21 protein-coding genes and 1 other RNA gene are annotated in these 23,135 nt (G+C 62.3%); 13 read left to right on the forward strand and 9 right to left on the reverse strand.

The window, feature by feature from the left end; all coding sequences use genetic code 11:
• The first annotated feature begins 18 nt into the window (after positions 1-18).
• The 4 genes from BJI47_RS21820 to BJI47_RS21835 all read left to right on the forward strand — a co-directional run bounded on the left by BJI47_RS21820 (position 19) and on the right by BJI47_RS21835 (position 3,623).
• The gene (locus BJI47_RS21820) at positions 19-909 is read left to right on the forward strand and encodes a TIGR01777 family oxidoreductase (RefSeq protein ID WP_088945665.1); all 891 of its coding nucleotides are present in this window, start codon (positions 19-21) and stop codon (positions 907-909) included.
• A gap of 20 nt (positions 910-929) precedes the next feature.
• Complete coding sequence (gene lipB / locus BJI47_RS21825; RefSeq protein WP_088945666.1) at positions 930-1,712, forward strand: lipoyl(octanoyl) transferase LipB; 783 nt, start codon at positions 930-932, stop codon at positions 1,710-1,712.
• A 115-nt stretch (positions 1,713-1,827) separates the two neighbouring features.
• The gene (gene lipA / locus BJI47_RS21830) at positions 1,828-2,814 is read left to right on the forward strand and encodes a lipoyl synthase (protein WP_088945902.1); all 987 of its coding nucleotides are present in this window, start codon (positions 1,828-1,830) and stop codon (positions 2,812-2,814) included.
• A gap of 53 nt (positions 2,815-2,867) precedes the next feature.
• Positions 2,868-3,623: a DUF4191 domain-containing protein gene (locus BJI47_RS21835; protein WP_088945667.1), complete on the forward strand. Its 756-nt coding sequence runs from the start codon at positions 2,868-2,870 to the stop codon at positions 3,621-3,623.
• A 3-nt stretch (positions 3,624-3,626) separates the two neighbouring features.
• On the opposite strand, the gene BJI47_RS21840 is transcribed toward BJI47_RS21835, so the two are convergent.
• A complete protein-coding gene (locus tag BJI47_RS21840) occupies positions 3,627-4,097 on the reverse strand; it encodes an RDD family protein (protein ID WP_088945668.1) in 471 nt (156 codons plus the stop codon).
• A 224-nt stretch (positions 4,098-4,321) separates the two neighbouring features.
• On the opposite strand from BJI47_RS21840, the gene glnA (BJI47_RS21845) reads away from it, so the two are divergent.
• From glnA (BJI47_RS21845) to BJI47_RS21865, 5 genes are all read left to right on the forward strand, one after another.
• A complete protein-coding gene (glnA, locus tag BJI47_RS21845) occupies positions 4,322-5,758 on the forward strand; it encodes a type I glutamate--ammonia ligase (RefSeq protein WP_088945669.1) in 1,437 nt (478 codons plus the stop codon).
• A 213-nt stretch (positions 5,759-5,971) separates the two neighbouring features.
• Positions 5,972-6,619 (forward strand): ABC transporter permease, encoded by a 648-nt coding sequence (locus BJI47_RS21850; RefSeq protein ID WP_084346664.1) that lies wholly within the window; start codon positions 5,972-5,974, stop codon positions 6,617-6,619.
• Positions 6,616-7,833 carry an ABC transporter ATP-binding protein gene (locus BJI47_RS21855; RefSeq protein WP_088945670.1) on the forward strand — a complete coding sequence of 406 codons (1,218 nt, stop codon included), beginning with the start codon at positions 6,616-6,618 and terminating at the stop codon, positions 7,831-7,833. The genes BJI47_RS21850 and BJI47_RS21855 overlap by 4 nt, the downstream gene beginning before the upstream one ends.
• 32 nt (positions 7,834-7,865) lie before the next feature.
• A complete protein-coding gene (locus BJI47_RS21860; protein WP_254900767.1) occupies positions 7,866-8,642 on the forward strand; it encodes an ABC transporter permease in 777 nt (258 codons plus the stop codon).
• Positions 8,639-9,613 carry a glycine betaine ABC transporter substrate-binding protein gene (locus BJI47_RS21865; protein ID WP_088945672.1) on the forward strand — a complete coding sequence of 325 codons (975 nt, stop codon included), beginning with the start codon at positions 8,639-8,641 and terminating at the stop codon, positions 9,611-9,613. Before BJI47_RS21860 ends, BJI47_RS21865 begins: the two co-directional genes overlap by 4 nt.
• Positions 9,614-9,628: 15 nt before the next feature.
• Here the strand turns inward: BJI47_RS21865 and BJI47_RS21870 are convergent, their stop codons facing one another.
• The 3 genes from BJI47_RS21870 to BJI47_RS21880 form a co-directional block, all read right to left on the reverse strand.
• Positions 9,629-12,673 carry a bifunctional [glutamine synthetase] adenylyltransferase/[glutamine synthetase]-adenylyl-L-tyrosine phosphorylase gene (locus BJI47_RS21870; RefSeq protein ID WP_088945673.1) on the reverse strand — a complete coding sequence of 1,015 codons (3,045 nt, stop codon included), beginning with the start codon at positions 12,671-12,673 and terminating at the stop codon, positions 9,629-9,631.
• Between the two features lie 119 nt (positions 12,674-12,792).
• Positions 12,793-14,133 (reverse strand): type I glutamate--ammonia ligase, encoded by a 1,341-nt coding sequence (glnA, locus tag BJI47_RS21875; RefSeq protein ID WP_084346669.1) that lies wholly within the window; start codon positions 14,131-14,133, stop codon positions 12,793-12,795.
• Positions 14,134-14,235: 102 nt separating this feature from the next.
• Complete coding sequence (locus BJI47_RS21880) at positions 14,236-15,819, reverse strand: alpha/beta hydrolase (protein WP_176224998.1); 1,584 nt, start codon at positions 15,817-15,819, stop codon at positions 14,236-14,238.
• 216 nt (positions 15,820-16,035) lie between these two features.
• Between BJI47_RS21880 and panB the strand changes: the two genes are divergently transcribed.
• From panB to pip, 3 genes are read left to right on the forward strand one after another with little or no spacing between them, the layout of a single operon-like run.
• Positions 16,036-16,881 (forward strand): 3-methyl-2-oxobutanoate hydroxymethyltransferase, encoded by an 846-nt coding sequence (panB, locus tag BJI47_RS21885; protein ID WP_088945674.1) that lies wholly within the window; start codon positions 16,036-16,038, stop codon positions 16,879-16,881.
• Between the two features lie 59 nt (positions 16,882-16,940).
• Positions 16,941-17,399, forward strand: coding sequence for a hypothetical protein (locus BJI47_RS21890; RefSeq protein WP_088945675.1), 459 nt, complete (start codon positions 16,941-16,943; stop codon positions 17,397-17,399).
• A 3-nt stretch (positions 17,400-17,402) separates the two neighbouring features.
• Complete coding sequence (pip, locus tag BJI47_RS21895) at positions 17,403-18,386, forward strand: prolyl aminopeptidase (RefSeq protein ID WP_254900738.1); 984 nt, start codon at positions 17,403-17,405, stop codon at positions 18,384-18,386.
• Here the strand turns inward: pip and BJI47_RS21900 are convergent.
• The 3 genes from BJI47_RS21900 to rnpB all read right to left on the reverse strand — a co-directional run bounded on the left by BJI47_RS21900 (position 18,359) and on the right by rnpB (position 20,590).
• Positions 18,359-19,780 (reverse strand): RNB domain-containing ribonuclease, encoded by a 1,422-nt coding sequence (locus tag BJI47_RS21900; RefSeq protein WP_088945677.1) that lies wholly within the window; start codon positions 19,778-19,780, stop codon positions 18,359-18,361. The two genes, pip and BJI47_RS21900, sit on opposite strands and share 28 nt — an antisense overlap.
• A gap of 3 nt (positions 19,781-19,783) precedes the next feature.
• Positions 19,784-19,969, reverse strand: coding sequence for a hypothetical protein (locus tag BJI47_RS21905; RefSeq protein WP_084346673.1), 186 nt, complete (start codon positions 19,967-19,969; stop codon positions 19,784-19,786).
• A 169-nt stretch (positions 19,970-20,138) separates the two neighbouring features.
• An RNA gene (rnpB, locus tag BJI47_RS21910) (RNase P RNA component class A) lies at positions 20,139-20,590 on the reverse strand.
• Between the two features lie 50 nt (positions 20,591-20,640).
• Between rnpB and BJI47_RS21915 the strand changes: the two genes are divergently transcribed.
• The gene (locus BJI47_RS21915) at positions 20,641-21,162 is read left to right on the forward strand and encodes a DUF1697 domain-containing protein (protein ID WP_088945904.1); all 522 of its coding nucleotides are present in this window, start codon (positions 20,641-20,643) and stop codon (positions 21,160-21,162) included.
• Positions 21,163-21,219: 57 nt separating this feature from the next.
• Here the strand turns inward: BJI47_RS21915 and BJI47_RS21920 are convergent, their stop codons facing one another.
• Positions 21,220-22,389 (reverse strand): bifunctional RNase H/acid phosphatase, encoded by a 1,170-nt coding sequence (locus tag BJI47_RS21920; RefSeq protein WP_254900739.1) that lies wholly within the window; start codon positions 22,387-22,389, stop codon positions 21,220-21,222.
• Positions 22,386-23,123 carry a zinc ribbon domain-containing protein gene (locus BJI47_RS21925; RefSeq protein WP_176224999.1) on the reverse strand — a complete coding sequence of 246 codons (738 nt, stop codon included), beginning with the start codon at positions 23,121-23,123 and terminating at the stop codon, positions 22,386-22,388. The genes BJI47_RS21920 and BJI47_RS21925 overlap by 4 nt, the downstream gene beginning before the upstream one ends.
• Positions 23,124-23,135 lie beyond the last annotated feature (12 nt).

A 23,135-nucleotide genomic window follows, 5' to 3' on the forward strand; every position in this document is an offset into this window, starting at 1 on the left:
GAGGAGGCTTTCGAATTCATGCGTGTAGTCATTGCTGGTTCTTCCGGTTTGATCGGTACTGCGCTCGTCGCCTCGCTGCGAGGTAAGGGGCACGAGGTTGCCAGATTGGTTCGAAGAGCGCCTGCCGGTCCTGACGAGTTCGAGTGGAACCCGCCGCAGGGCTCGTTGAACGATCGCGCGTTGCGTGGTGCAGACGCCGTGGTCAACCTTTGTGGGGTAGGCATCGGAGACAAGCGATGGTCGGGTGCCTACAAGCAGAAGGTGCGCGACAGTCGGATAACCCCCACCGAGGTGCTGGCGGAAAACTGCGCGAAGTTTCAGGTTCCGACACTGGTCAATGCCAGCGGAATCAACTTCTACGGCGACACAGGCGACCGGGTGGTCGACGAAACGGCCCCTGTCGGCGAGGGGTTTCTGGCCGAGGTGTGTCGAGACTGGGAGAATGCGACTTCGACCGCTACGGCCGGCGGAGTCCGCACCATCATGTTGCGCAGTGGCGTGGTCTTGTCGCAACGCGGCGGAATGCTGGACAAGCTGAGGCCCCTCTATCTGATGGCGCTCGGTGGACGCCTCGGCAACGGCCGACAGTACTTCCCCTGGATCTCACTCGAGGACGAGATCGCGGCGACCATCCATGGCATCGAAAACGAGTCGGTATCGGGCCCGGTCAACATGGTAGGTCCAGCTCCCGTCACCAACGCTCAGTTCAACAGCGCCATGGCCCGTGCACTGCATAGGCCCGCGCCCTGGGTCGTACCGGGATTCGCGTTGAAAGCGGTCATCGGCGAATTCGCCCAGGAAGCAATTCTGACCGGACCTCGAGCTGTTCCGAAGGTGTTGGAAGACACGGGATTCGTTTTTGCTCACAATACGATCGGCGAGGCACTGCGAGTAGCTGTCGGTCGCTGACTCGGCGTAGCGTGCCAGACATGACAAACGGGGGAATCTCCGCACGGGAGAGTTCGGATCCCGTCGATGTCCGAAGACTCGGTCGCATCGACTACCTCGAGGCGTGGGCCCGTCAGCGCGAACTCGCCGACATGCGTGCCGAGGGGCGGGGGCTAGACACGCTACTTTTGCTCGAGCATCCGCCGGTGTTCACTGCCGGCAGGCGTACCGCGCCCGAGGACCGTCCGCGCGACGGCGCGCCTGTCATCGAGGTCGATCGCGGCGGCAAGATCACCTGGCACGGTCCGGGACAGCTCGTCGGGTATCCGATCATTCGCCTCGCACAGCCCATCGACGTCGTCAAGTATGTGCGCCGGATCGAAGAAGCACTGATTTCCGTGTGCACCGAGCTCGGCATCACCTGTGGCCGCGTCGACGGTCGCTCCGGTGTGTGGTTGGCCGCAGGACGCAGTGGCGCGGGCGATAACGACGACGGGCCATGGTTGCCGGAGCGGAAAATCGCAGCGATCGGCGTGCGGGTTCAGCGAGGCGTGACGCTGCATGGTTTCTCACTCAACTGCAATGCGTCCATGGCAGGCTTCGACGCGATCGTGCCGTGTGGAATCGCCGATGCTGGTGTGACCTCACTGTCCGCGGAACTCGGTCGAGACGTCACTGTCGACGAGGTCGAACCCGCCGTCACCGAGGCCGTTCTGGCTGCTCTGGACGGCGGATTGCCGGTGACCGAACACGACGTGGCGCGGCCCTTGCTGGAGTCGGTCTCCAGTAACCCGCACTTCACCACGACGAAGTTCGGCGCGTAGCATCGACCGTGTGACTGTGGCTCCAGAAACACCCTCGAACGCTGCGCCGTCCCTCGGGTCATCCCCCGACACTTCGCTCACCTCCAGCACTCCCCTCGCCCCACCCGGACGCAAATTGCTTCGCCTCGAAATCCGAAACGCGGAGACACCGATCGAACGCAAGCCCAACTGGATCAAGACCAAGGCCAAGATGGGGCCGGAGTACACCGAACTCAAAGGTTTGGTCAAGCGCGAGGGTCTGCACACTGTCTGCGAAGAGGCCGGTTGCCCCAACATCTACGAGTGCTGGGAAGACCGTGAGGCGACGTTCCTCATCGGCGGTGAACAATGCACCCGCCGTTGCGATTTCTGCCAGATCGATACCGGCAAGCCCGAAGACCTCGACCGCGACGAGCCTCGTCGAGTCGCCGAAAGCGTTCAGGCCATGGGCCTGCGCTACTCGACGATCACCGGGGTGGCGCGAGACGACCTCGAAGACGGCGGCGCTTGGCTGTACGCCGAAACGGTCCGCTACATCAAGAAGTTGAACCCCAACACCGGCGTCGAATTGTTGATACCCGACTTCAACGCCAAGCCCGACCAGTTGGCAGAGGTCTTCTCTTCGCGACCGGAAGTTCTTGCGCACAATGTCGAAACGGTTCCACGCATCTTCAAGCGAATCCGTCCGGCTTTCCGCTATCAGCGATCCATGGACGTCATCACTGCAGCTCGAGACGACGGCCTGGTCACCAAATCCAACTTGATTCTCGGCATGGGCGAGACGCCGGAAGAGGTACAGGAGGCAATTCGCGACCTGCATGAGGCAGGCTGCGACATTCTCACCATTACCCAGTACCTGCGCCCGTCGCCGCGCCACCACCCAGTGGAGCGGTGGGTCAAGCCCGAAGAGTTCGTCGAGCATTCCGACTACGCGACCGAGGTCGGTTTCGCCGGGGTTCTGGCGGGTCCGCTGGTCCGCTCTTCGTACCGGGCAGGGCGGCTGTATGCGCAGGCGATGCAGCATCACGGTCGTGTGCTACCCGAGAGCATGGGTCACTTGGTGGACGGTGGCGAAGCTTCGCAGGAGGCAAGTTCGTTGATTGCTCGTCTCGCTGCGCGCTAGGCATCGAACCGGCGATGCACGCGACTTCAGCGCCGACACGTATCCTGTGAAGCATGGCGAACGGCAGTAAAGCGGGCAAAGCAGGTAAGCCCAGCAAAGAAGCAAAGGCGGCAGCGAAAGCTGCCCGTAAGCAGGCATCGAAAGAGCGTCGAGGCCAGTTGTGGCAGGCGTTCAACATGCAGCGCAAGGAAGACAAGCTTCTTCTGCCGCTGATGATCGGTGCCATCGTCGGTATCGGTCTGGTGCTGTTTCTCATCGGCTTGATCTTCGATCTGCAGTGGTTCCTACTGCCCATCGGACTTCTCGTCGGAGTGCTCGTGGCCTTCATCATCTTCGGGCGTCGGGTCCAGAAGTCGGTGTACACCAAGGCGGACGGGCAGGCGGGCGCAGCTGCGTGGGCTCTGGACAACCTGCAGGGATCCTGGCGCGTGACCAACGCGATTGCCGGAACGACTCAGCTCGACGCAGTGCATCGCGTCATCGGCAAACCCGGGATCATTCTCGTCGCGGAAGGCGCGCCGCAGCGTGTGAAATCACTTCTCGCCCAAGAGAAGAAGAAGACTGCGCGGATCGTCGGCGATACCCCGATCTACGACATCGTCGTCGGCAACGGGGAGAACCAGGTTCCGCTGTCCGGTCTCCAGAAGTATCTGACGAAGCTGCCCAAGAACATCGACAGCAAGCGCATGGACACCATCGAATCCAGACTCTCGGCACTCGGCACCAAGAGTGGTCCCGCTATGCCGAAGGGCCCGCTCCCCGGCGGTGCCAAGATGAAGGGCGTTCAGCGGACGATCAAACGTCGCTGATCGCTAGCGAACCCGCACCATCGCGGTGCCCGTCGCCCGGTCGTGCATACCGCGACCGTCGTGGTCCGAGATCACGGCCGGGACGACAAAAATGATGAAAAACGTTCGCACCAGTGCTCGCACAAATCCGACGCGGGCCTGCGCATCCACACGCGCCACCTGAATTCCGGCTACCAGTTGGCCTGGAGTGAACGAAAAGATACTCACCGAGCCGACCCCGAGAACGAACCAGACCAGCAAGGTCAAGCTGGAGACCTGAACCGCAGCCCCGGTCGCGCCGACAATCAGTGCCGACACTCCTATCGACATCAACCAGTCGAGCAACAATGCGCCGGAACGACGGCCGAGCCCTGCTATCGCGCCCGGGCCGTCCGCTGGGAGTCCGAGTCGCTCTCCTGGAAATTTCTGCTCGGTTCCGTCCTCGGATCGAGCAGCCGAGGGTCCGGACAACCAAGAACCTGTCATTCGCGCCATGGACACCAGGATAGGCGTCGACATGAATACGCGGATCAGCCGTCACCGTAGTGTGTGCGGTGAGTACGATTCTTTTTCTTCTGCCCACCTGGAGAGTGTCGTGGCTCACTCGAGTGCACGCAATGATCAAACCAACGTGTAACACGGGTGAAACACAAGCTTGACCGGCGGGCAACACCAGGTCCATAACGTTTGGTCGACGGACTCAACAAAGGAGCAACAGCGTGGCGTTCAGCACGGCCGAAGAGGTCATCAAATTCATCGCCGACGAAAGTATTGAATACGTCGACATCCGTTTCACGGATCTGCCAGGTATTCAGCAGCACTTCTCGATCCCGGCTTCTGCATTTACGCAGGATGTCTTCGAAGACGGCCTCGCGTTCGACGGTTCGTCCGTACGTGGCTTCCAGTCGATTCACGAATCCGACATGATGCTTCTGCCCGACGTGTCGACGGCGCAGGTCGACCCCTTCCGGGCCGCGAAGACGTTGAATGTGAACTTCTTCGTTCACGATCCGTTCACCCGTGAGTCCTACAGCCGCGACCCGCGCAACGTCGCACGTAAGGCCGAGGAGTACTTGCTCTCCACTGGCATTGCGGATACCGCGTTCTTCGGTGCCGAAGCCGAGTTCTACATCTTCGACTCGGTCAATTACGACTCGAGCATCAATGGCGCCTACTACGAACTCGACTCCATTGCGGGTTCGTGGAACACCGGTAAGAAGACGAACGCCGACGGCAGCCCCAACCTTGGTTACAAGGTCCGCGCCAAGGGCGGGTACTTCCCCGTGGCTCCGTACGACCACTTCGTGGATCTGCGCGACGAAATCTCCACGAACCTCACCAATGCGGGCTTCGAGCTCGAGCGCGGGCATTCCGAGGTCGGCACCGGCGGTCAGCAGGAGATCAACTACAAGTTCAACACGCTGCTCGCTGCCGCGGACGACCTGCAGCTGTTCAAGTACATCGTGAAGAACACCGCTTGGAAGAACGGCAAATCGGCGACCTTCATGCCGAAGCCCCTGTTCGGCGACAATGGCTCGGGCATGCACGTGCATCAGTCGCTGTGGAAGGACGGTAAGCCCCTCTTCCACGACGAGGCCGGATATGCCGGACTGTCGGATCTGGCTCGCCACTATATCGGCGGAATTCTCCATCACGCACCGTCGCTGTTGGCGTTCACCAACCCGACCGTCAACTCGTACCACCGTCTGGTGCCGGGCTACGAAGCCCCCATCAACCTCGTGTACAGTCAGCGGAACCGTTCTGCCGCAGTCCGAATCCCGATCACCGGAAACAACCCGAAGGCCAAGCGCGCGGAATTCCGCGCACCGGACTCCTCGGGCAACCCGTACCTCAACTTCGCCGCCCAGATGATGGCCGGCCTGGACGGAATCAAGAACAAGATCGAGCCGCTGGCTCCGGTCGACAAGGATCTCTACGAGTTGCCGCCCGAGGAAGCCAAGAACATTCCTCAGGCACCGACGTCGCTGGAGACTGTCATCGACCGCCTCGAGGCCGATCACGAGTACCTGACCGAGGGTGGCGTCTTCACCACGGACCTGATCGAGACCTGGATCTCGCTCAAGCGCGAGCAGGAGATTGCTCCGATCAACCTGCGGCCGCACCCGTACGAGTTCAACCTGTACTACGACGTGTGATCCACCTGTAGCGTTCGCTTCACCAGAGCCACCCGCCCTTGCCATCGAGCAGGGCGGGTGGCTCTGTTCGTAGGCATGGTTGTGTGTACGCACGGTAACGACTTGCGTAAAACGGGTTTGAATCTGGGTGACATCAGCCATTCTCGAACTGAAAGACTGGCACGGATTCTCCAAAGAAACCGTGTATACGGGAAGTTGGTGGGTTTACCTTCAATGGACGCACTCTGGAATTTCGTCTCCGGACGACGACAACAGTTGCTGACAGATTCGTATCTCCACGTCTCTGCCGTCATCCAGTCGATCATCATCGCCACGATCATCGCGGTCATCGTGGGAATTGCTGTCTACCGCTCTCCCGCGGGGTCCGCCATCGCAACGGCCTTGGCCAGCACGATTCTGACCATTCCCTCCTTCGCCCTCCTCGGATTGCTGATTCCGATCCTCGGGTTGGGGGTGGCTCCGACCATCACGGCGCTGGTCCTGTACGCACTCTTGCCGATTGTCAGAAATACGATCATCGGCCTCGCAGCGGTCGATCCCGCAGTCACAGATGCTGCTCGCGGAGTCGGATTGAACCGTGCGCGGATTCTAGCTCGGATCGAGATGCCGTTGGCGTGGCCGTCGATCTTGGCCGGCATGCGGGTCAGTACGCAGATGATCTTCGGCATCCTCGCCATTGCGGCGTACGCGAAGGGCCCCGGACTCGGCAACCTCATCTTTTCGGGCCTCTCCCGCGTCGGTAGCCCCACCGCTGTTCCTCAAGCACTGGTCGGCACCGTTCTGATCGTCATTCTCGCCTTGATTGTCGACGGCATCCTCGTTCTCGTCGGCCGTCTCACAACCTCGAAGGGCATCGCGTGACCCCAACAGCGAACAATCAGAACGTCTCGGGCGTCGATATCGTGCTCGAGTCCGTCAGCAAACGCTATCCCGGCCAGAAGGCTGCAGCGGTGGAGAACGTCTCGTTGACCGTTCCTGCAGGTGAGATCGTTGTCTTCGTGGGGCCTTCCGGCTGCGGCAAGACCACCACGATGCGCATGATCAACCGACTCATCGAGCCTTCGTCGGGAAAAATCACCATCGACGGCAAAGACGCTTTGTCGATCGACCCGGACGAGTTGCGACGGGGAATCGGATACTCGATTCAGCAGGCAGGGCTGTTTCCGCACCTGACGATCGCAAAGAACGTCGGGACGGTGCCTGGGCTGATCGGGTGGGACAAGAAGCGGATCGCGGCTCGGACGGACGAGATGCTCGACCTCGTGGGGCTGGATCCGGATACCTATCGAGACCGCTATCCGCGTCAGCTGTCCGGCGGTCAGCAACAACGCGTCGGTGTTGCCCGAGCGCTCGCCGCGGATCCGCCAGTGCTGTTGATGGACGAGCCCTTCGGCGCGGTGGACCCGATCACCCGAGGCCTGTTACAGGACGAGTTGATGCGGCTGCAATCCGAACTCGGCAAGACGATCGTCTTCGTCACGCACGACTTCAACGAGGCAGTCAAGCTCGGTGACCGCATTGCCGTCCTGGGTGACCGATCGACGATCGAGCAGTACGACACGCCGGAGGCGATCCTGGCGAATCCTGCGAGCGAGATGGTGGCTGGGTTCGTGGGCGCCGATGCATCACTGAAACAGCTGACGCTCACTCGCATTCGTGACGTTCGCCTGGTTCAGTGTCCGACCGCCAAGGAAAGCGATCCCGTTGACGGGATCCGCGCGAAGGTCGCGACCCGCAAGTGGCCGTGGGGACTGATTCTGGACGAACGCAACAGGCCGCTCCGCTGGGTTGGTCCCGCTCATCTGGCACACGCGTCTTCACTACGGGGAATCGGTGTGCCGATCGGCGAACTGGTGTCCGTTCAGTCCACGCTTCAAGATGGGTTGGAAGCGCTTCTCGCCGAGAGCACCGCGTCGACCGTCGTCACCGGTCTTCGCGGTGAGTACGTCGGGTTGATCTCGATCGATGTTCTCGTCGGCCATCTGCAGCAGATGCGCGAAGCGCACGAGCACGATCACGACGACGATGACGCCGATGCCGATGCCGACGGAGTCAGCGGGGAGTTGCCCGCATGACCGCATCCGTGGACAGTCTCCTCGCGGCCGAGATGGACGCGGCACCGGACGAAGGTGCGTCGGAGCGCGATGCTGTCAAACGCGCCGATCGCCTACGCCTGCTGGTGCAACCCGCCATCGTTCTCATTCTGGTTGTCGGCGTACTCGTCTGGGCCTTCAGTCGCGATCTGACCGCGACTCAACAAGGCAGCATCACTGCGAGCAACCTCGCCACGCTCACCTGGCAGCACATTTTGCTCACCGCAGCAGTCGTAGTCATCGTCGTCATCATCGCCGTCCCGCTCGGAACTCTGCTCACCCGACCCGGATACACCCGTCTCGCACCATTTTTCGTGGGTATCGCCAACATCGGAGCCGCTGCACCTGCAGTCGGTTTGCTGGTCCTGTTCTATCTGGCGACGCGGCAGACAGGTTTCTGGATCGGCGTCCTGCCCATCGCCTTCTACTCGCTGCTTCCGGTGTTGCGCAATACGATTCTGGGATACCAGGAGGTCGACAAAACGCTCATCGATGCCGGCCGCGGTCAAGGGATGTCCTCGCTGACCGTGCTCCGAAGGCTCGAGTTCCCAATGGCAGTGCCGTACATTCTCGCCGGCCTACGCACTTCCTTGGTCCTCGCGGTCGGAACAGCGACGCTGTGTTTCCTCGTCAGCGCAGGTGGACTCGGCATTCTCATCGACACCGGATACAAGTTGCGCGACAACGTCACCCTGGTGACCGGTGCCGTACTTGCAGTGTCCCTGGCACTGTTCGTCGATTGGCTCGGCGCATTGGCCGAGCAGTTCCTGGGCCCCAAAGGATTACGATGAAGAAGACGACGACCGCAATCGCACTCGCCATGGCGGGGGCTCTCCTGGCCGGCTGCGGGCTCGAATCCGGGGGCGCGGTTCCACTCTCGGTCGGGCCTGCCAGCATCCAGCCGGTCCCCGAACTCGAGGGCGTCAAGATGACCGTCGGTTCCAAGGACTTCACCGAACAGATCACGCTCGGCTACATAATCGAGTTCGCGATGGTCGCTGCCGGTGCCGAGGTTCGAGATCTGACCAACATCCAGGGCTCCAACAGCACACGTGACGCCCAGTTGAACGGTCAGATCGATCTCACATACGAGTACACCGGCACCGGGTGGATCAACTATCTGGGCAACGAGACACCACTACCCGACTCGACCGAGCAGTACGAAGCGGTGCGCGATGCCGACCTCGCGGCAAACGACATGGTGTGGGAGCCTCCGGCCCCGATGAACAACACCTACGCGCTCGCGATGAACCAGCAGACTGCGGAGGAAACGGGAGTCAAGACGCTGTCGGACTACGCCAACCTCGTTCGAACCGACCCGTCCGCGGCGACGACCTGCGTCGAAACCGAGTTCAACGTTCGTCAGGACGGCTACCCCGGACTGGCCGCCAAGTACGAGTTCGATCCGAACCTCGCGCCTCGGCAGATACTGCAGACCGGCATCATCTATCAGGCCACCGCCGACGGAACCCAGTGCAAGTTCGGTGAGGTGTTCGCTACCGACGGACGCATCATCGCGCTCGATCTCATTCTGCTCGAAGATGATCGAGCCTTCTTTCCCAAGTACAACCCGTCACTGATCATGAGGAAAGACTTCGCAGCCGCCCATCCCGAGGTGCAGGAAGTCATGGCACCGATCACCGCGAAGCTGGACGACTCGGTCATGACCGAATTGAACCGCCAGGTGGACGTCGAGGGCCGAGAGCCCGCCGACGTCGCACGTGACTGGCTCGTCTCGGAAGGTTTTGTCACCACCGGCTGATCGACGGTGGAGTGGTCAGGCCCCGAAGGTCCGCTCCACCACCGCCTTTGCGCGACGCGTCACACGTAGGTAGTTGTCGAGGAACTCCCCCGCATCGGCGTTCTCCCACCCGGCCACCTTTGCGACGGCGGAGAGAACATGTCCCGGTGCAGGGAGTTGGTCCGTCGGCTTTCCACGCACGAGCACGAGTGCGTTGCGGGCCTTCGTCGCGAGAATCCATGCCTCGCGCAACAGTTCGACGTCGGTCTCGCTCATCAATTCGGCCGCACCGATCGCGTCGAGAGTCTGCAAGGTCGAGGTGTTGTGCAGCGACGGCACGTCATGGGCATGTCTGAGTTGGATGAGCTGCACTGTCCACTCGATGTCGGCGAGCCCGCCCCGACCCAGCTTGGTGTGAGTGGCGGGGTCGGCGCCCTTCGGGAGACGCTCGGAGTCGATTCGCGCTTTGATGCGGCGGATCTCTCGAACGGCCTCCTGCGAGACGCCGCCTTCTGGGTATCGCACCTTGTCGACCATGAGCAGGAACTTGATGCCGAGATCCTGATCGCCGGCAACTTGGTGGGCACGCAGCAGCGCCTGGACCTCCCAGGCCTGAGCCCACTGCGCGTAGTACGCCTTGTACGACGCGAGAGTCCTGACCACCGGCCCGTTTCGGCCTTCCGGCCGCAATCCGGTGTCGACCTCCAACGGTGGATCGGTACTCGGCGCACCGAGTAGCTTGCGAATCCGATCGGCAATACCGTTGGCCCACTTGACGGCGACGCTGTCGTCGGAGCCCTCGACGGGTTCGCATACGAACAACACATCTGCATCGCTGCCGTAGCCGAGTTCTCCGCCGCCGAGTCGGCCCATGCCGATCACAGCCAGGCTGGCAGGAGCCGGCTCGCCACGTTCGGCTTCGCTCGCCCGAATGGCCGCTGCCAGTGCAGCGTTGATCACCGCGGCCCACACCGAAGACAATGCAGTACAGACCTGTGGAACGTCGAGCATGCCGAGGATGTCGGCCGACGCCACTCGCGCAAGCTCGTGTCTACGCAGAGCCCGCGCGGCGTCGATGGCACGAACCGGATCGTCGTACCGACCCGAAGAAGACAGGATCGCTCGATATGTCTCCTCGGGTTCGACGTCGAGAAGCCTTGGGCCGGTTGGGCCGTCGGCGAAGAGTCTGATAACCTCGGGCGCTTTGATGAGCAGATCCGGCACGTACGCCGAGGATCCGAGCACGATCATCAGGCGCTGAGCGACAGCACCTTCGTCGCGCAGTATTCGCAGAAACCAGGTTTGGTCCGTAGTGGCCTCGCAGAGTCTGCGGTAATTGAGTAGGCCTGCATCCGAGTCCGGGGTATCGGCCAGCCATTCGAGAAGTGTCGGCAGCAGCACCGCTTGAATCTGGCCACGCCGTGAGCCCGAACCGACGAGCGCGCGCAGGTGCCCGATCGCGTTCCGAGGCGCGGCGAATCCCAGCGCGGAGAGTTGGCGCACGGCGGCTTCCGGAGTCAATCTGACTGTGTCGGAATCGAACCGCACGACCGAATCGAGCAGTGGTCGATAGAACAGTTTCGCGTGCAGCCTACGGATCCGGAGCGCGTTGCGTTTGATCTCGGCGGTCAGCACTCCGAGCGCGTCACGATTGCCGTCTGGACGCATGTGCGCTGCTCGGGCGAGCCAGCGCAGCGCTTCCTCGTCGTCCGGCGGTGGCAGAGTGTGGGTTCGCTTCATCCGCTGTAGCTGCAGGCGGTGTTCGAGCAACCGCAGGAACTCGTAGGACGCGGTCAGATTCGCTGCGTCGTCACGCCCGACGTATCCGCCGTCGCTGAGCGCAACCAGGGCGTCCACAGTGCCGAGAACTCGGAGAGTTTCGTCGGTGCGACCGTGGACGAGTTGCAGCAGCTGGACGGCGAATTCGACATCCCGCAGGCTTCCGCGACCGAGTTTGATCTCACGTTCACGGAGCTCGGGTGGGACCATCTCCTCGACGCGACGGCGCATGGCGCGGACCTCGGGAACGAAGTCCTCCCGCTGCGAGGCCAACCACACCATCGGATTGAGCGCGGCGACGTAGCTGTGCCCGAGCTCGAGGTTCCCAGTCATCGGACGTGCTTTGAGCAACGCCTGGAACTCCCATGTCTTGGCCCACCGCTTGTAGTAAGCGACATGCGAATCGAGGGTGCGGACCAGTTCGCCACGCTTCCCCTCCGGCCGAAGCGCCGCATCGACCTCGAAGAACGCCGAGGAGCCGATTCGCATCATTTCGCCCGCGATCCGGCTGGCTACCGCATCCGCGGGTTCGGCAACGAATACGACGTCGACGTCGGAGACGTAATTGAGCTCTCGCGCACCGCATTTGCCCATTGCGATCACGGCGAGTCGGTTGGGCATCGGATCGTCCGGGCAGACAGTGGCGACGGCGACAGCCAGGGCGGCGGTCAGGGCGGCGTCGGCCATGTCGGAGAGCTGATTTCCGACGAGCTGATACGGCACGACAGGCTCGTTCTCCACGGTGGCTGCGAGATCCGCCGCGGCGAGAACCATAACTTGGTCACGGTAGGTTTTACGCAGTGCGACAACGGCATCGGGTCCGGTCAGACCCGCCCGGTACAGTTCCGGCGAAGCATTCGGGCCGGTCTCGGGCACCGCCTCGACAGCGGCCAGTAGTTGTTCGGTCAGCTGCTGCTTGCTGGGTAGTTCCACCCGGGCGGACGGACCCGTGGCGCGGCCCTCGGGTGTACTGAGCAGACGCCAGGTATCCGGATCGGCAACGAGGTGATCGGCAAGCGCGCTCGAGGCACCGCACAGACCGAACAATCGACCACGGAGACCCTTGTCCGAACGCAAGGCCTGGTCGACTTCGGAGAAGCCGTCGCCGAGCAGATCCTGCAGCCTTGTCAGTGTCCGCAGTGCGAGGTCCGCGTTGGCTGCACGCGACAGCGACCACAGTAGTTCGAGACTGTTCTCGTCGACCCACCCGAGCTTCTGAAGATCAGCGGGCGCACTGGCCTCGACCAGACCCAGACGTCCTGGCCCTGGGACGATCGAACGTGATGTGGGTGGACGCACCATCAGCGAACACCTCGACTCTGGCGTGACACAGGTTCACCTCACCGCGGGCGGGAACTAGCTCTTACTCGAACGAAGTAAAATCTAGCCCATCACACCGGCATTCGATGACAGTGCGCAGATCACAATCCCAAGTAGGCCTTCAGCTCGTACGGCGTGACATGCGAGCGGTATTCCTCCCACTCCCGACGCTTGTTGCGCAGGAAGAAGTCGAAGACGTGCTCACCGAGGGCTTCGGCGACGAGCTCGGAGCCCTCCATAGCGTTCAGAGCCTGATCGAGGTTGCCTGGAAGCTCCTTGTACCCCATCGCGCGACGCTCGGCTGATGTCAACGCCCACACGTCCTCTTCTGCCTCCGGTGGCAACGTGTAACCCTTCTCGATGCCACGCAGACCGGCAGCAAGTAGCACGGCGAAGGCAAGGTAGGGGTTGCAGGCGGAGTCGGGGCTGCGGATCTCGACGCGACGAGAGGACGCCTTGTTCGGGGTGTACATCGGAACCCGAATGAGTGCCGAGCGGTTGGAGGGTCCCCAAGACGCTGCCGTCGGTGCTTCGCCACCGCGGATCAACCGCTTGTAGGAGTTGACCCACTGGTTCGTGACGGCGCTGATCTCGTTGGCATGTTCGAGGATTCCGGCGATGAACGACTTGCCGGTCTCCGAGAGCTGCATCGGGTCGTCCGGATTGTGGAACGCGTTGGTGTCGCCCTCGAACAGGCTCATGTGCGTGTGCATCGCCGAGCCGGCCTGATCACTGAACGGCTTGGGCATGAACGTTGCGCGGACGCCCTCGGCGATCGCAACTTCCTTGACCAGGTATCGGAAGGTCATGATGTTGTCGGCCATCGACAGTGCGTCGGCGTAGCGGAGGTCGATTTCCTGCTGACCGGGCGCGGCTTCGTGATGGCTGAACTCGACGGAGATGCCCATCGACTCGAGCGCATCGATGGCGTGACGGCGAAAGTTCGGCGCCGAATCGTGCACGGCCTGATCGAAATATCCACCGTTGTCGGCGGGCGTGGGCGGCGATCCATCCTCTGGAGAGTCCTTGAGCAGGAAGAACTCGATCTCCGGATGCACGTAGCAGCTGAACCCGAGGTCTGCGGCCTTGCTCAATTGACGACGCAGCACGTGCCGCGAATCAGCCCAGGACGGCGAGCCGTCGGGCATCGCGATATCGCAGAACATCCGTGCCGAATGCTGATGCCCCTTACTGCTCGACCAGGGCAAGATCTGAAAAGTAGACGGATCGGGCTTGGCAACGGTATCTGCTTCGGAGACGCGGGCGAAGCCCTCGATAGCGCTTCCGTCGAAGCCGATGCCTTCGTCGAAGGCACCTTCGAGTTCCGCCGGGGCAATGGCGACCGATTTCAGATAGCCAAGAACATCGGTGAACCATAGGCGGACGAAGCGGATGTCGCGCTCCTCCAGGGTCCGAAGCACGAATTCCTTTTGGCGATCCATGTCCGCGAGACTAAGCAAACCGCGTTAAATCTGTGTTACATCGTGATCTCGGTCTCACGTCGGACGTTTCTCAGCGGGCACACCCGGGACGTGATGCTCGCGTCAGCACACCAGATCGCTGCCTGGCGGTACCAGGTCGACGAGATAACCGACCAACGGATCGTCGATGCATTCCTCGCCGGAGAAGGCGACCGTATGTCGGGTCCCTTCATACGTGACCAGGTCCGCGTCGAGCTGGCGAGCAAGATCGACCCCTGCCTGGTACGGCGTGGCCGGGTCGAAAGTCGTGGACACGACCACGAGCTTCGGTAGCCCCGCCGCCGAGATCGTGTGCGGACTTCCGGTATTCGGTACCGGCCAGAAAGCGCACAGGTCGAGAGGCGCGTTTCCGGTTCCGCGGCCGTCGTCGAGGAACGGGGCGGCCTCTCGGTACCGCGTGTCGGCCTCGTCGGCCTCGGCTCGGTCGATGACCGGTGGGTCATCGACGCACCGGATCGCATTGAATGCGTCATCGAGATTCGCGTAGGACCCGTCCTCGAGTCGTCCGCTGTAGCTGTCGGCCAAACGGAGGAGCGTGTCACCGCGGCCATCCCGCAGTTCGCTCAGTCCTGCCCGAAGTAGCCGCCACAGGCTTTCGGAGTAGAGCGCTTGCTGAGTCCCCGTCAGCGCGTCGTCATAGCTCAGTCCACGCGGGTCCGTCGTTTCGGCAGGACGCTCGACAAGTGGGTCGACGAGCGCACGAAACTGCCGGTTCGCGTCGGCGACTTCGGTGCCGAGCGGACAAGACGGCGATTGTGCGCAGTCGGCAGCAAAACCGTCGAACGCACCTTGGAAGGCCGCCCCCTGCTCGACGGCTTCGTCGACGGGACTCTGCTCCGGATCGAGTGCGCCGTCGAGCACCATCGCTCGCACGTTGCCGGGAAACGCCTCGGCGTACGCGGTGCCGATTCGGGTGCCGTACGAGTAGCCGACATAGGTGAGCTTCGCGTCCCCCAGCACCGACCTGATCACGTCCATGTCCTGGACCACCTCGCGCGTTCCCACGTGCTCGAGCAGATCCGTACCGCTCCGCGCTGCACACTTGGCGGCGTAGTTCTGATGCTCCGCTTCCGATTTCGCAATACCCTCCGGCGAAACGTCGACATCCGGCTCGCGTCGCTCCTCTTCGATTTCTTGCGTGGTCAGGCACCGCACGGCAGGAGTCGATGCACCGATCCCGCGCGGATCGAATCCGATCCGATCGAAGCGTTCGGATAACTCCGACCCGTCTGCCTGCGTGGACATGTACAGCCCTGATGCCCCCGGGCCACCTGGGTTGAACAAGATCGAACCGATCTTGTCCCCGCTCGCCTGCGTCCGCGAAAGGGCGATCTCGGCCTTGTCTCCGCTCGGCTCCTCGTAGTTCAACGGCACCGTGACCTTCGCGCACTCCATATCGCTGCGAAAACCCGATCCGTCGGTGTCATAGGAATCGCAGGATCCCCACTCTGGCGACTGGGTGTAGAACTCGGGGAGGCCGTCGGGGACGATGCCGGCACCGGGCTCGAAAGATTCGACGGACGATGAAAGCCCCTCTGCTTCCGGGTTGCCCTCGATTGTCGAGCTCTGCGCACATCCCGCCGCGGCCATCAGCCCTGCCGCGCCCAGGGCTACCAACCGGACCAGCGGAGTGCGACTCGTTCTCATTCCCTCGATGGTGCCAGAACTTCACGTGTGCGCTGCTCACGCAGGACAGCGGCGAACCAAGCGCCTCCCTGCACGACTCTGGCCGAGCCTCGCGGTGTGACGGATTGCACTGCCGAGTGCTCTTCGGTCGAGTAGACGCAGGTGGCAGACTGGAGACGTCATCAACCCCATCCCGGGGACCCGAAGCCGGGCCTCGAGGAACCGAAAGGGACAAAGATGTCCGACAACACGATTTACGGTGGATCCGACGCATCCGTGTCCGGTCTCACTCGCAAGACCCGCACCCACCATCTTCTACAGATGAAGGCCGAGGGTGAGCGCTGGGCAATGCTCACCGCGTACGACTACTCCAGCGCTCGCATCTTCGAGGAGGCCGGCATTCCGGTTCTGCTGGTCGGTGACTCGGCAGCCAATGTCGTCTACGGCTACGACACCACCGTTCCCATCACCATGGACGAGCTCCTCCCCCTCGTCCGCGGGGTAGTGCGTGGAGCCCCCAACGCACTCGTCGTCGCAGACCTCCCCTTCGGCAGCTACGAGTCCTCCGCACAACAGGCGCTGGCCACAGCCACCAGATTCATGAAGGAAGGACTGGCCAACGCCGTCAAGCTCGAAGGCGGAGAACGCGTCGCAGATCAGATCGCTGCTATCACCGCCGCGGGGATACCGGTCATGGCACACATCGGTTTCACCCCGCAAAGCGTGAACGGTCTCGGCGGATTCCGGGTTCAAGGCCGCGGCGATGCCGCAGACACACTGGTCGCCGACGCCATAGCAGTCCAAGAGGCGGGTGCGTTCTCTGTTGTCATGGAGATGGTTCCGTCCGACATCGCCGGTCAGGTTTCCCGCAAGTTGACCATCCCCACCATCGGAATCGGCGCAGGCAACGAGTGTGACGCACAAGTTCTCGTGTGGCAGGACATGGCCGGTTACACCAATGGAAAAACGGCGAAGTTCGTCAAGAAGTTCGGCCATGTCGGAGACGAACTCCGATCTGCCGCCGCGTCGTATCTATCCGAGGTTCGCTCCGGTGCCTTTCCTGGACCCGAACACAGCTACTGAATCACCCCCGGTGGCGTGAGCTGATTACTGGAGCCGATCGAGATGGCACACTCGTTGCCATGAACTCAGCTGCAAAGGCCCAGTCCAGGTTTCGTCGAGTTGCCCGAGTAGTCGTTTCTGTTGCGGGAGCGGTAGCAGTGTTCGCTGCTACCGGCGCTTGCGGTACGGATGCGACGAACACCGGTTCGTCGTCGACCCTGGCCCCAACGGACGCACCCACCACGGCCACCTCCCCCTCTGGTGCAGCCGGAATCACCGAACAGCAGAGCCAGCAGCTGTGCAGCGATCTCGATGCGCAGCTGCAGGAATGGAGAATTCAAGGCCCGACGATCGGTCGTGGCGGTCTCAATATCGTCGTCCAGACCTGGGCGGCGCAGAGCGGCACCATCAATCTTCAGGTTGTGCAGAACCGCTCGATCGTCGACGAGGTGACCATCGCTACATGCCCGGATACCCGTGCAGAAGCCATGCGGTCGCTCGACATTCCTGATCTCGCATCCGGTCTCGTCGGGTTCTGACGCGTGACATCGACACCATTGCGGGGGCTGTATCCGCCGATCGAACCGTTCGACGGTGGTCTCCTCTATGTAGGCGACGACCAGCACATCTACTGGGAGGTCAGCGGTAACCCAGAGGGAAAGCCGGTCGTGTTCGTTCATGGCGGGCCGGGCGGCGGAACAGGTCCGACGCAGCGCCGTTACTTCGACCCCGAGGTGTATCGCATCATTCTGTTCGATCAACGGGGCTGCGGGCGTTCCAAGCCGCACATCGCCGACGGTGGAGATCTGGCGGTGAACACGACCGATCGGCTCGTCGCCGACATCGAAAAGCTGCGAACGCATCTCGCCATCGATCGGTGGCTCGTGTTCGGTGGCTCCTGGGGTTCGACTCTCTCGCTCGTATACGCACAAACTCATACCGAACGAGTCAGTGGTTTGATCCTCCGAGGAATCTTTCTGCTGCGACGCAGGGAGATCGACTGGTACTACAACGGCGGTGCGGGCCATATCTTTCCGGAGCAGTGGGACAAGTTCCTCGCTCCGATCCCGAAGAACGAACGCGACGGGGACCTGGTCGAGGCGTACCACCGCCTGCTCACTTCCGAGGATCGTGACATCGCGACCTCGGCCGCGGTCGCTTGGTCGGCGTGGGAAGCCTCCACCAGCTATCTCATTCCTCGGCCGGATCAGATTGCGCAGAACGAGGATCCACGATTCGCACTCGCGTTCGCGGGTATCGAAAATCACTACTTCCGCAATGCTGGGTTCCTTCGGGACAACCAATTGCTCGACGACGCGCACAAGTTGAAGGGCATCGACGGAATCATCGTCCAGGGACGGTATGACGTCGTGTGCCCCGCGACAAGCGCATGGGAACTCCACAAGGCCTGGCCCGGTGCCGAACTCGTGATGGTCGACGACGCAGGCCACTCGGCCGCCGAGCCCCGCATAGTCCACCATCTGATCGAGGCCACCGATCAGTTCGCGTCACTGCCCGATTCGTAGGCGAAGCCGATTCGACGGGAGTCGGTGTCGGCGACAGTGAGCCGTACCGTCACCTTCTCTCCTTCGGGTGGATTGCCTGCGCATCTGCTGATGACGATCGGGTCGTGAACGAAGACTTCGGCCTCGCGCTCGTCCTCGGCCCCGCGAAGCACCAACGCACCGAACCGTTCGCCGACGCGGCCTGCGAGAATGGCCGCTTCCGCGAGGTCGATGCACGCCCGATCTACCTTGGATGCAACGGAATCGGACTTTCGCATGATCGCCGGAAGTTCAGGGAGCGCGCTCGTGGCCCACTCCGGTACCTCCGTTCCCGCCACGACCGCCAGACACACCTCGGTGGCGAACCGGTCCGACAGTCGACGAAGCGGTGCGGTCACATGGGCGTACGGTGCTGCGATGCCGGAGTGCTCGCTGAGTTTCGGCGCCGCGCCGTCGAACGCCGCGTAGTCGGCGCCGCGAAGTAACCCTGTCGCCTGGGTCATCATTGCCAACGTTTCGGGCGCATCTGCTGGGAGAGTAGAGAGCACTGCGCCGGCCGTTGCACCGTCCGGCCAATCGATTCCGAGCATCGTGGCGGTGCTACGCAATGTCGTCAACGCTGTGTCGGTTGCAGGCGGAAGTGTGCGTAGCAATCCGGTTCCCGCGTCGAGCATGATTCGCGCGGCACACATTCCGGTCAACAGCGACACTTCGGCGTTCCAGCTGTCTACCGCAGTTCTGGCCTGAAGCTCGATACGCCACGAATCGCCATCGGGAACCACTTCCTGTTCGGGCAACGTGATGTCCACAGCACCGCGCCGAATCGACGACTCCGCTCGCAGCCGACCGAACTCGTCCAGACATGCAATCGACGGATGCGGATTCCCGGCATCGAAGTCGGACTGCACTCCGGCGTAGTCCAGTCGCGCAATCGACCGGACCGACGCTCGGGTCACCGTCCACGATGTGGGCTCGCCGAGTTCGTCGAGCTCGATCTTCCACAGCGCTGCCGGCCGAGTCTCGTTCGGCAACAAGCTGGCCGAGCCCTCCGACAGGACCCTTGGATGAAGTGGAACCGAACCGTCCGGGAGATAGAACGTCTGTCCACGTTCACGCGTTTCGACATCCAACGCACCGCCGGGGACGACAAGCGCACCGACATCGGCGATCGCATAGTGGAGCACGAAACCGGTCGGCGACTTCTCGATACGTACAGCCTGATCGAGGTCCATCGATCCCGGCGGATCGATCGTCACCAGCGGGATGTCGGTGCGATCGACGCGGTCTGCGGCATCACGATCCGTAGCCGACCTGGCCTCCCCGACAGCATCTACGGAGAACTCGTCGTGAAGGCGGAACTCGGATCTGATCGCATTGAAATCGAAGGCTGGCGCAGTCAGTCGGGTCAGAAACACCGGTCAGTTTTTCCAGTCGTCGTCAGCCTTGTCCGCAGCCTTGTTTCGCTCGGCCGCGATCGTCAAAGCGCGCTCGGCGGTCTGACGGTCCGGGTAGGGCCCCATCCGGTCCAGTGCACCGGATTCCTTGCCCTGAGCCACGGTCTTGGTGCGGATGTCGTAGAACCAGGCGTCATCGTCATTGCTCATGTTCACAGTCTGCCCGAAGGTCCACTCCCGAATCCAGGGGGTCATTCCGCAGGCTCCACTCCCGAACCCCGGGTCATTCCGCAGGCTCCACTCCCGAACCCCGGGTCATTCCGCAGGCTCCACTCCCGAATCCAGGGGGTCATTCCGCAGGCTCCACTCCCGACGAGTGCGAACGAGTCGGTATATAAGCCGGATCCTGTGATCCTTACCTCGCCGAGGCGAGGACAGGACCGACGACCATCCATCTGGGCACACCGTCGCCGGGTACCTCGAGCAGTCCACCCGCAGGCTCGGGCGAGCAGCCCTCGAGCACCTGCGCAGCCGAACCTTCGCAAGAAGGTACGGCCTTCGACCTTGCTCCGGGCGGGGTTTACCTAGCCACCCCAGTCACCTGGGGTGCTGGTGCGCTCTTACCGCACCGTTTCACCCTGACCCGTGTCGAGATCTCCCGAAGGAGATTTCTTCGACGCGGGCGGTCTATTTTCTGTGGCACTTTCCCGCGAGTCACCTCGGGTTGCCGTTAGCAACCGCCCTGCTCTGTGGAGTCCGGACTTTCCTCGGCCTGGAGCTTGGCAGAATCGCTCTGCCAGTTCTCCGAGCCGCAGCCGTCCAACCGACTCGTTCGCGAGATGAACTCTACTGTGTCCTCGCTCCGAACTACAGTTTCACTCATGAAGCACGTCGTTCTTCTACGTGGGATCAACGTAGGTGGCATCAATATCAAGATGGTCGAACTTCGCGCAGCCTTGACCTCCGCGGGATTCGACGAAGTTCGAACGATCCTCGCGACAGGCAATGTCGTGTTCGAAAGCACGCTCACTGCGCCCGAAGTGAAAAAGTCCGTGGAGAAGGTTCTGTCGTCGACCTTCGGATACGAGGCCTGGGTGATCGTCCTGGATGAGGCGTCATTGAAGTCGATTATCGAGAACTACCCGTTCGACGCCGAACGTGACGGCTGGCATCCGTACGTCATCTTCGGCAACGATGCCGACCATCTGAACGAAGTCGTAAGTATAAGAGGCACTCTCGATTCCGAGCTGGAATCTCTCGACGCTGGCGACCGCGTCGTGTACTGGGAAGTGGTGCGGGGCCACACCACGGACAGCCGCGTCGGGAAATTTTTGGCCAAGGCGAAGTACAAGCCGACCACCACTACTCGTAATCTGCGGACACTCGTCAAGATGCTGGCGTGAGCGTGAGCGTGAGCGTGGTCGTCGCGGCAAGGCCGGAGTTTTCGATATCGACCCGTGCTACTTGTCCAAGTAGGACGTCTCGTTCACCAGGCGTACCGAGGCCCCACCGTCCGGGTAGAACTCCGCAATGCTCAGGGACGCCAGATCGAGGTGCAGCCGGTAGAGGAGCGACGGACCGACATCGAGCGCCAGCTGCAGCAACAACTTGATCGGTGTCACGTGTGTGACCACAACTACGGTGGATCCCGCATGCGCGGAAATCAGTTTCTCCCGTGCCGACTGGACCCTGTCGCGAACGACGTCGAAGCTCTCTCCACCCGGCGGTGCTACCGATGTATCTCCAAGCCATTTCCGATGCACATCCGGATGATTCTCGCCTGCTTCCTTGAAGGTCAGGCCCTCCCAAGCGCCGAAATCCGTCTCGGTCAGCTCATCCAGAGTCGAGACGCGAAGCCCCATCTTGGCGGCGAGGGCGCCCGCCGTCTGCTGCGCTCTGGCCAGCGGCGAGGCGACGATCGCGGCAATGTCGTCACGCTGCGCAAGATATGCCGCGGCGGCCGATGCCTGCCGCGCACCCAGTTCGGTGAGAACGGGATTTCCTCGCCCTGAGTACCGGCGTTCGACGGACAACGGTGTCTGACCATGACGAAGCAGCAGCAAACGAGTCGGCGCACCGACGGCACCGGTCCATCCCGGTCCAGCCGACTTCTCGGCCACCGGCGCAGCCGACTTTTCGACCACCGGCGCTGTCGGCCTGTCGGCCACGTGCACGGCAGGCTCGCGATTCTTACCCGCGGCCGCGTCCATCGCCTCGTTCGCCAGTCGATCCGCATGGGAGTTCTCTGCCCGTGGAATCCACTGGTACGACACTCGATCGAAGCCGCGGACCAGAGCGGCCGCCTCGCGGTTGAGCGGAATCATGTCCGGGTGCTTGACCTTCCAGCGACCCGCCATTTGTTCGACGACGAGCTTGGAGTCCATCCGTACGTCGACCTCACGGGCGCCGACGTCAGCGGCCGCAGTCAGACCGGCGATGAGGCCGCGATACTCAGCCACATTGTTGGTCGCGATGCCGAGCGCAAGGCGACGCTCGGCAAGAACCTCGGAGCGATCCGGGGACAACACGACCGCACCATATCCAGCTGGTCCTGGATTTCCACGCGAGCCACCGTCAGCTTCGACGATCACCCGAGTGTGGGCTGCGGAACTGTGTGCTGCGGAACTCAAATTCCGGACTCCTTCGTCCGCACGAGAATCGCGTTGCACTCCGAGCATCGGACGAGTTTGTCGGCCGGCGCGGCGGCGATTCGAGAGATCTCCCCGCGGTCGAGTTCGATTCGGCATGCGCCACAACGGCGAGCCTGAAGTAGAGCGGCCCCGCGGCCGGACAGCGCGCGTTGCTTCTCGTAGATCGCCATCAGATCCTCGGGGAGGCCTGACGCGAGTTCGGTTCGGCGGGCAGCCGCGCGCCGCTCGGCGGCGTCGATGTCCGCTACGGCATCATCGCGGCGCCGACCCGAATCGATGAGCTCGTCCTCGATCTGCGTCACCTGAGCACCGGCATGGTTGTAGTCGGTCTGGGACGCCTCGCGACGTTCCATGACCTCGAGAAGCTCCTCCTCCAACAAGCCCTGACGGCGTTCGAGGCTGGCGAGCTCGTGCTGCAATTCCGACATTTGCTTTGGTGCGATCGTTCCGCTGTCGAGCATTTTGCGGTCGCGGTCTTCGCGCTGACGGACAGCGTCGACTTCGTTTTCGAGTTTCTTGATATCGCGGTCGAGATCGTCCATCGACATCTGGACTGCGACGGCAGCGTCTCGACGTGAGACTCGCTCGGCCTCGAGCTTCTCGAACTCGGTCTGCTCCGGAAGCGTTCTACGCCGATGAGCGATCTGCGTCAGTTCGGTATCCACTGAGGCCAGTTCGAGAAGTGAGGCCTGCACTCGGGGGTCGACATTCACGCGTGATGACTC

Source organism: Rhodococcus sp. 1168 (genome assembly GCF_002091955.1).
Classification (GTDB): domain Bacteria; phylum Actinomycetota; class Actinomycetes; order Mycobacteriales; family Mycobacteriaceae; genus Rhodococcoides.

What these genes read in the sequence shown, in the direction of transcription:
- BJI47_RS21865 (WP_088945672.1), top strand. Translation starts at nt 8,639, where the DNA reads ATGAAGAAGACGACGACCGCAATCGCACTCGCCATGGCGGGGGCTCTC.
- glnA (WP_084346669.1), bottom strand. Translation starts at nt 14,133, where the DNA reads ATGGATCGCCAAAAGGAATTCGTGCTTCGGACCCTGGAGGAGCGCGAC.
- BJI47_RS21835 (WP_088945667.1), top strand. Translation starts at nt 2,868, where the DNA reads ATGGCGAACGGCAGTAAAGCGGGCAAAGCAGGTAAGCCCAGCAAAGAA.
- BJI47_RS21870 (WP_088945673.1), bottom strand. Translation starts at nt 12,673, where the DNA reads ATGGTGCGTCCACCCACATCACGTTCGATCGTCCCAGGGCCAGGACGT.
- BJI47_RS21820 (WP_088945665.1), top strand. Translation starts at nt 19, where the DNA reads ATGCGTGTAGTCATTGCTGGTTCTTCCGGTTTGATCGGTACTGCGCTC.
- BJI47_RS21840 (WP_088945668.1), bottom strand. Translation starts at nt 4,097, where the DNA reads ATGGCGCGAATGACAGGTTCTTGGTTGTCCGGACCCTCGGCTGCTCGA.
- BJI47_RS21890 (WP_088945675.1), top strand. Translation starts at nt 16,941, where the DNA reads ATGAACTCAGCTGCAAAGGCCCAGTCCAGGTTTCGTCGAGTTGCCCGA.
- BJI47_RS21915 (WP_088945904.1), top strand. Translation starts at nt 20,641, where the DNA reads ATGAAGCACGTCGTTCTTCTACGTGGGATCAACGTAGGTGGCATCAAT.
- BJI47_RS21880 (WP_176224998.1), bottom strand. Translation starts at nt 15,819, where the DNA reads ATGAGAACGAGTCGCACTCCGCTGGTCCGGTTGGTAGCCCTGGGCGCG.
- BJI47_RS21905 (WP_084346673.1), bottom strand. Translation starts at nt 19,969, where the DNA reads ATGAGCAATGACGATGACGCCTGGTTCTACGACATCCGCACCAAGACC.
- lipB (WP_088945666.1), top strand. Translation starts at nt 930, where the DNA reads ATGACAAACGGGGGAATCTCCGCACGGGAGAGTTCGGATCCCGTCGAT.
- BJI47_RS21860 (WP_254900767.1), top strand. Translation starts at nt 7,866, where the DNA reads ATGGACGCGGCACCGGACGAAGGTGCGTCGGAGCGCGATGCTGTCAAA.
- panB (WP_088945674.1), top strand. Translation starts at nt 16,036, where the DNA reads ATGTCCGACAACACGATTTACGGTGGATCCGACGCATCCGTGTCCGGT.
- BJI47_RS21850 (WP_084346664.1), top strand. Translation starts at nt 5,972, where the DNA reads ATGGACGCACTCTGGAATTTCGTCTCCGGACGACGACAACAGTTGCTG.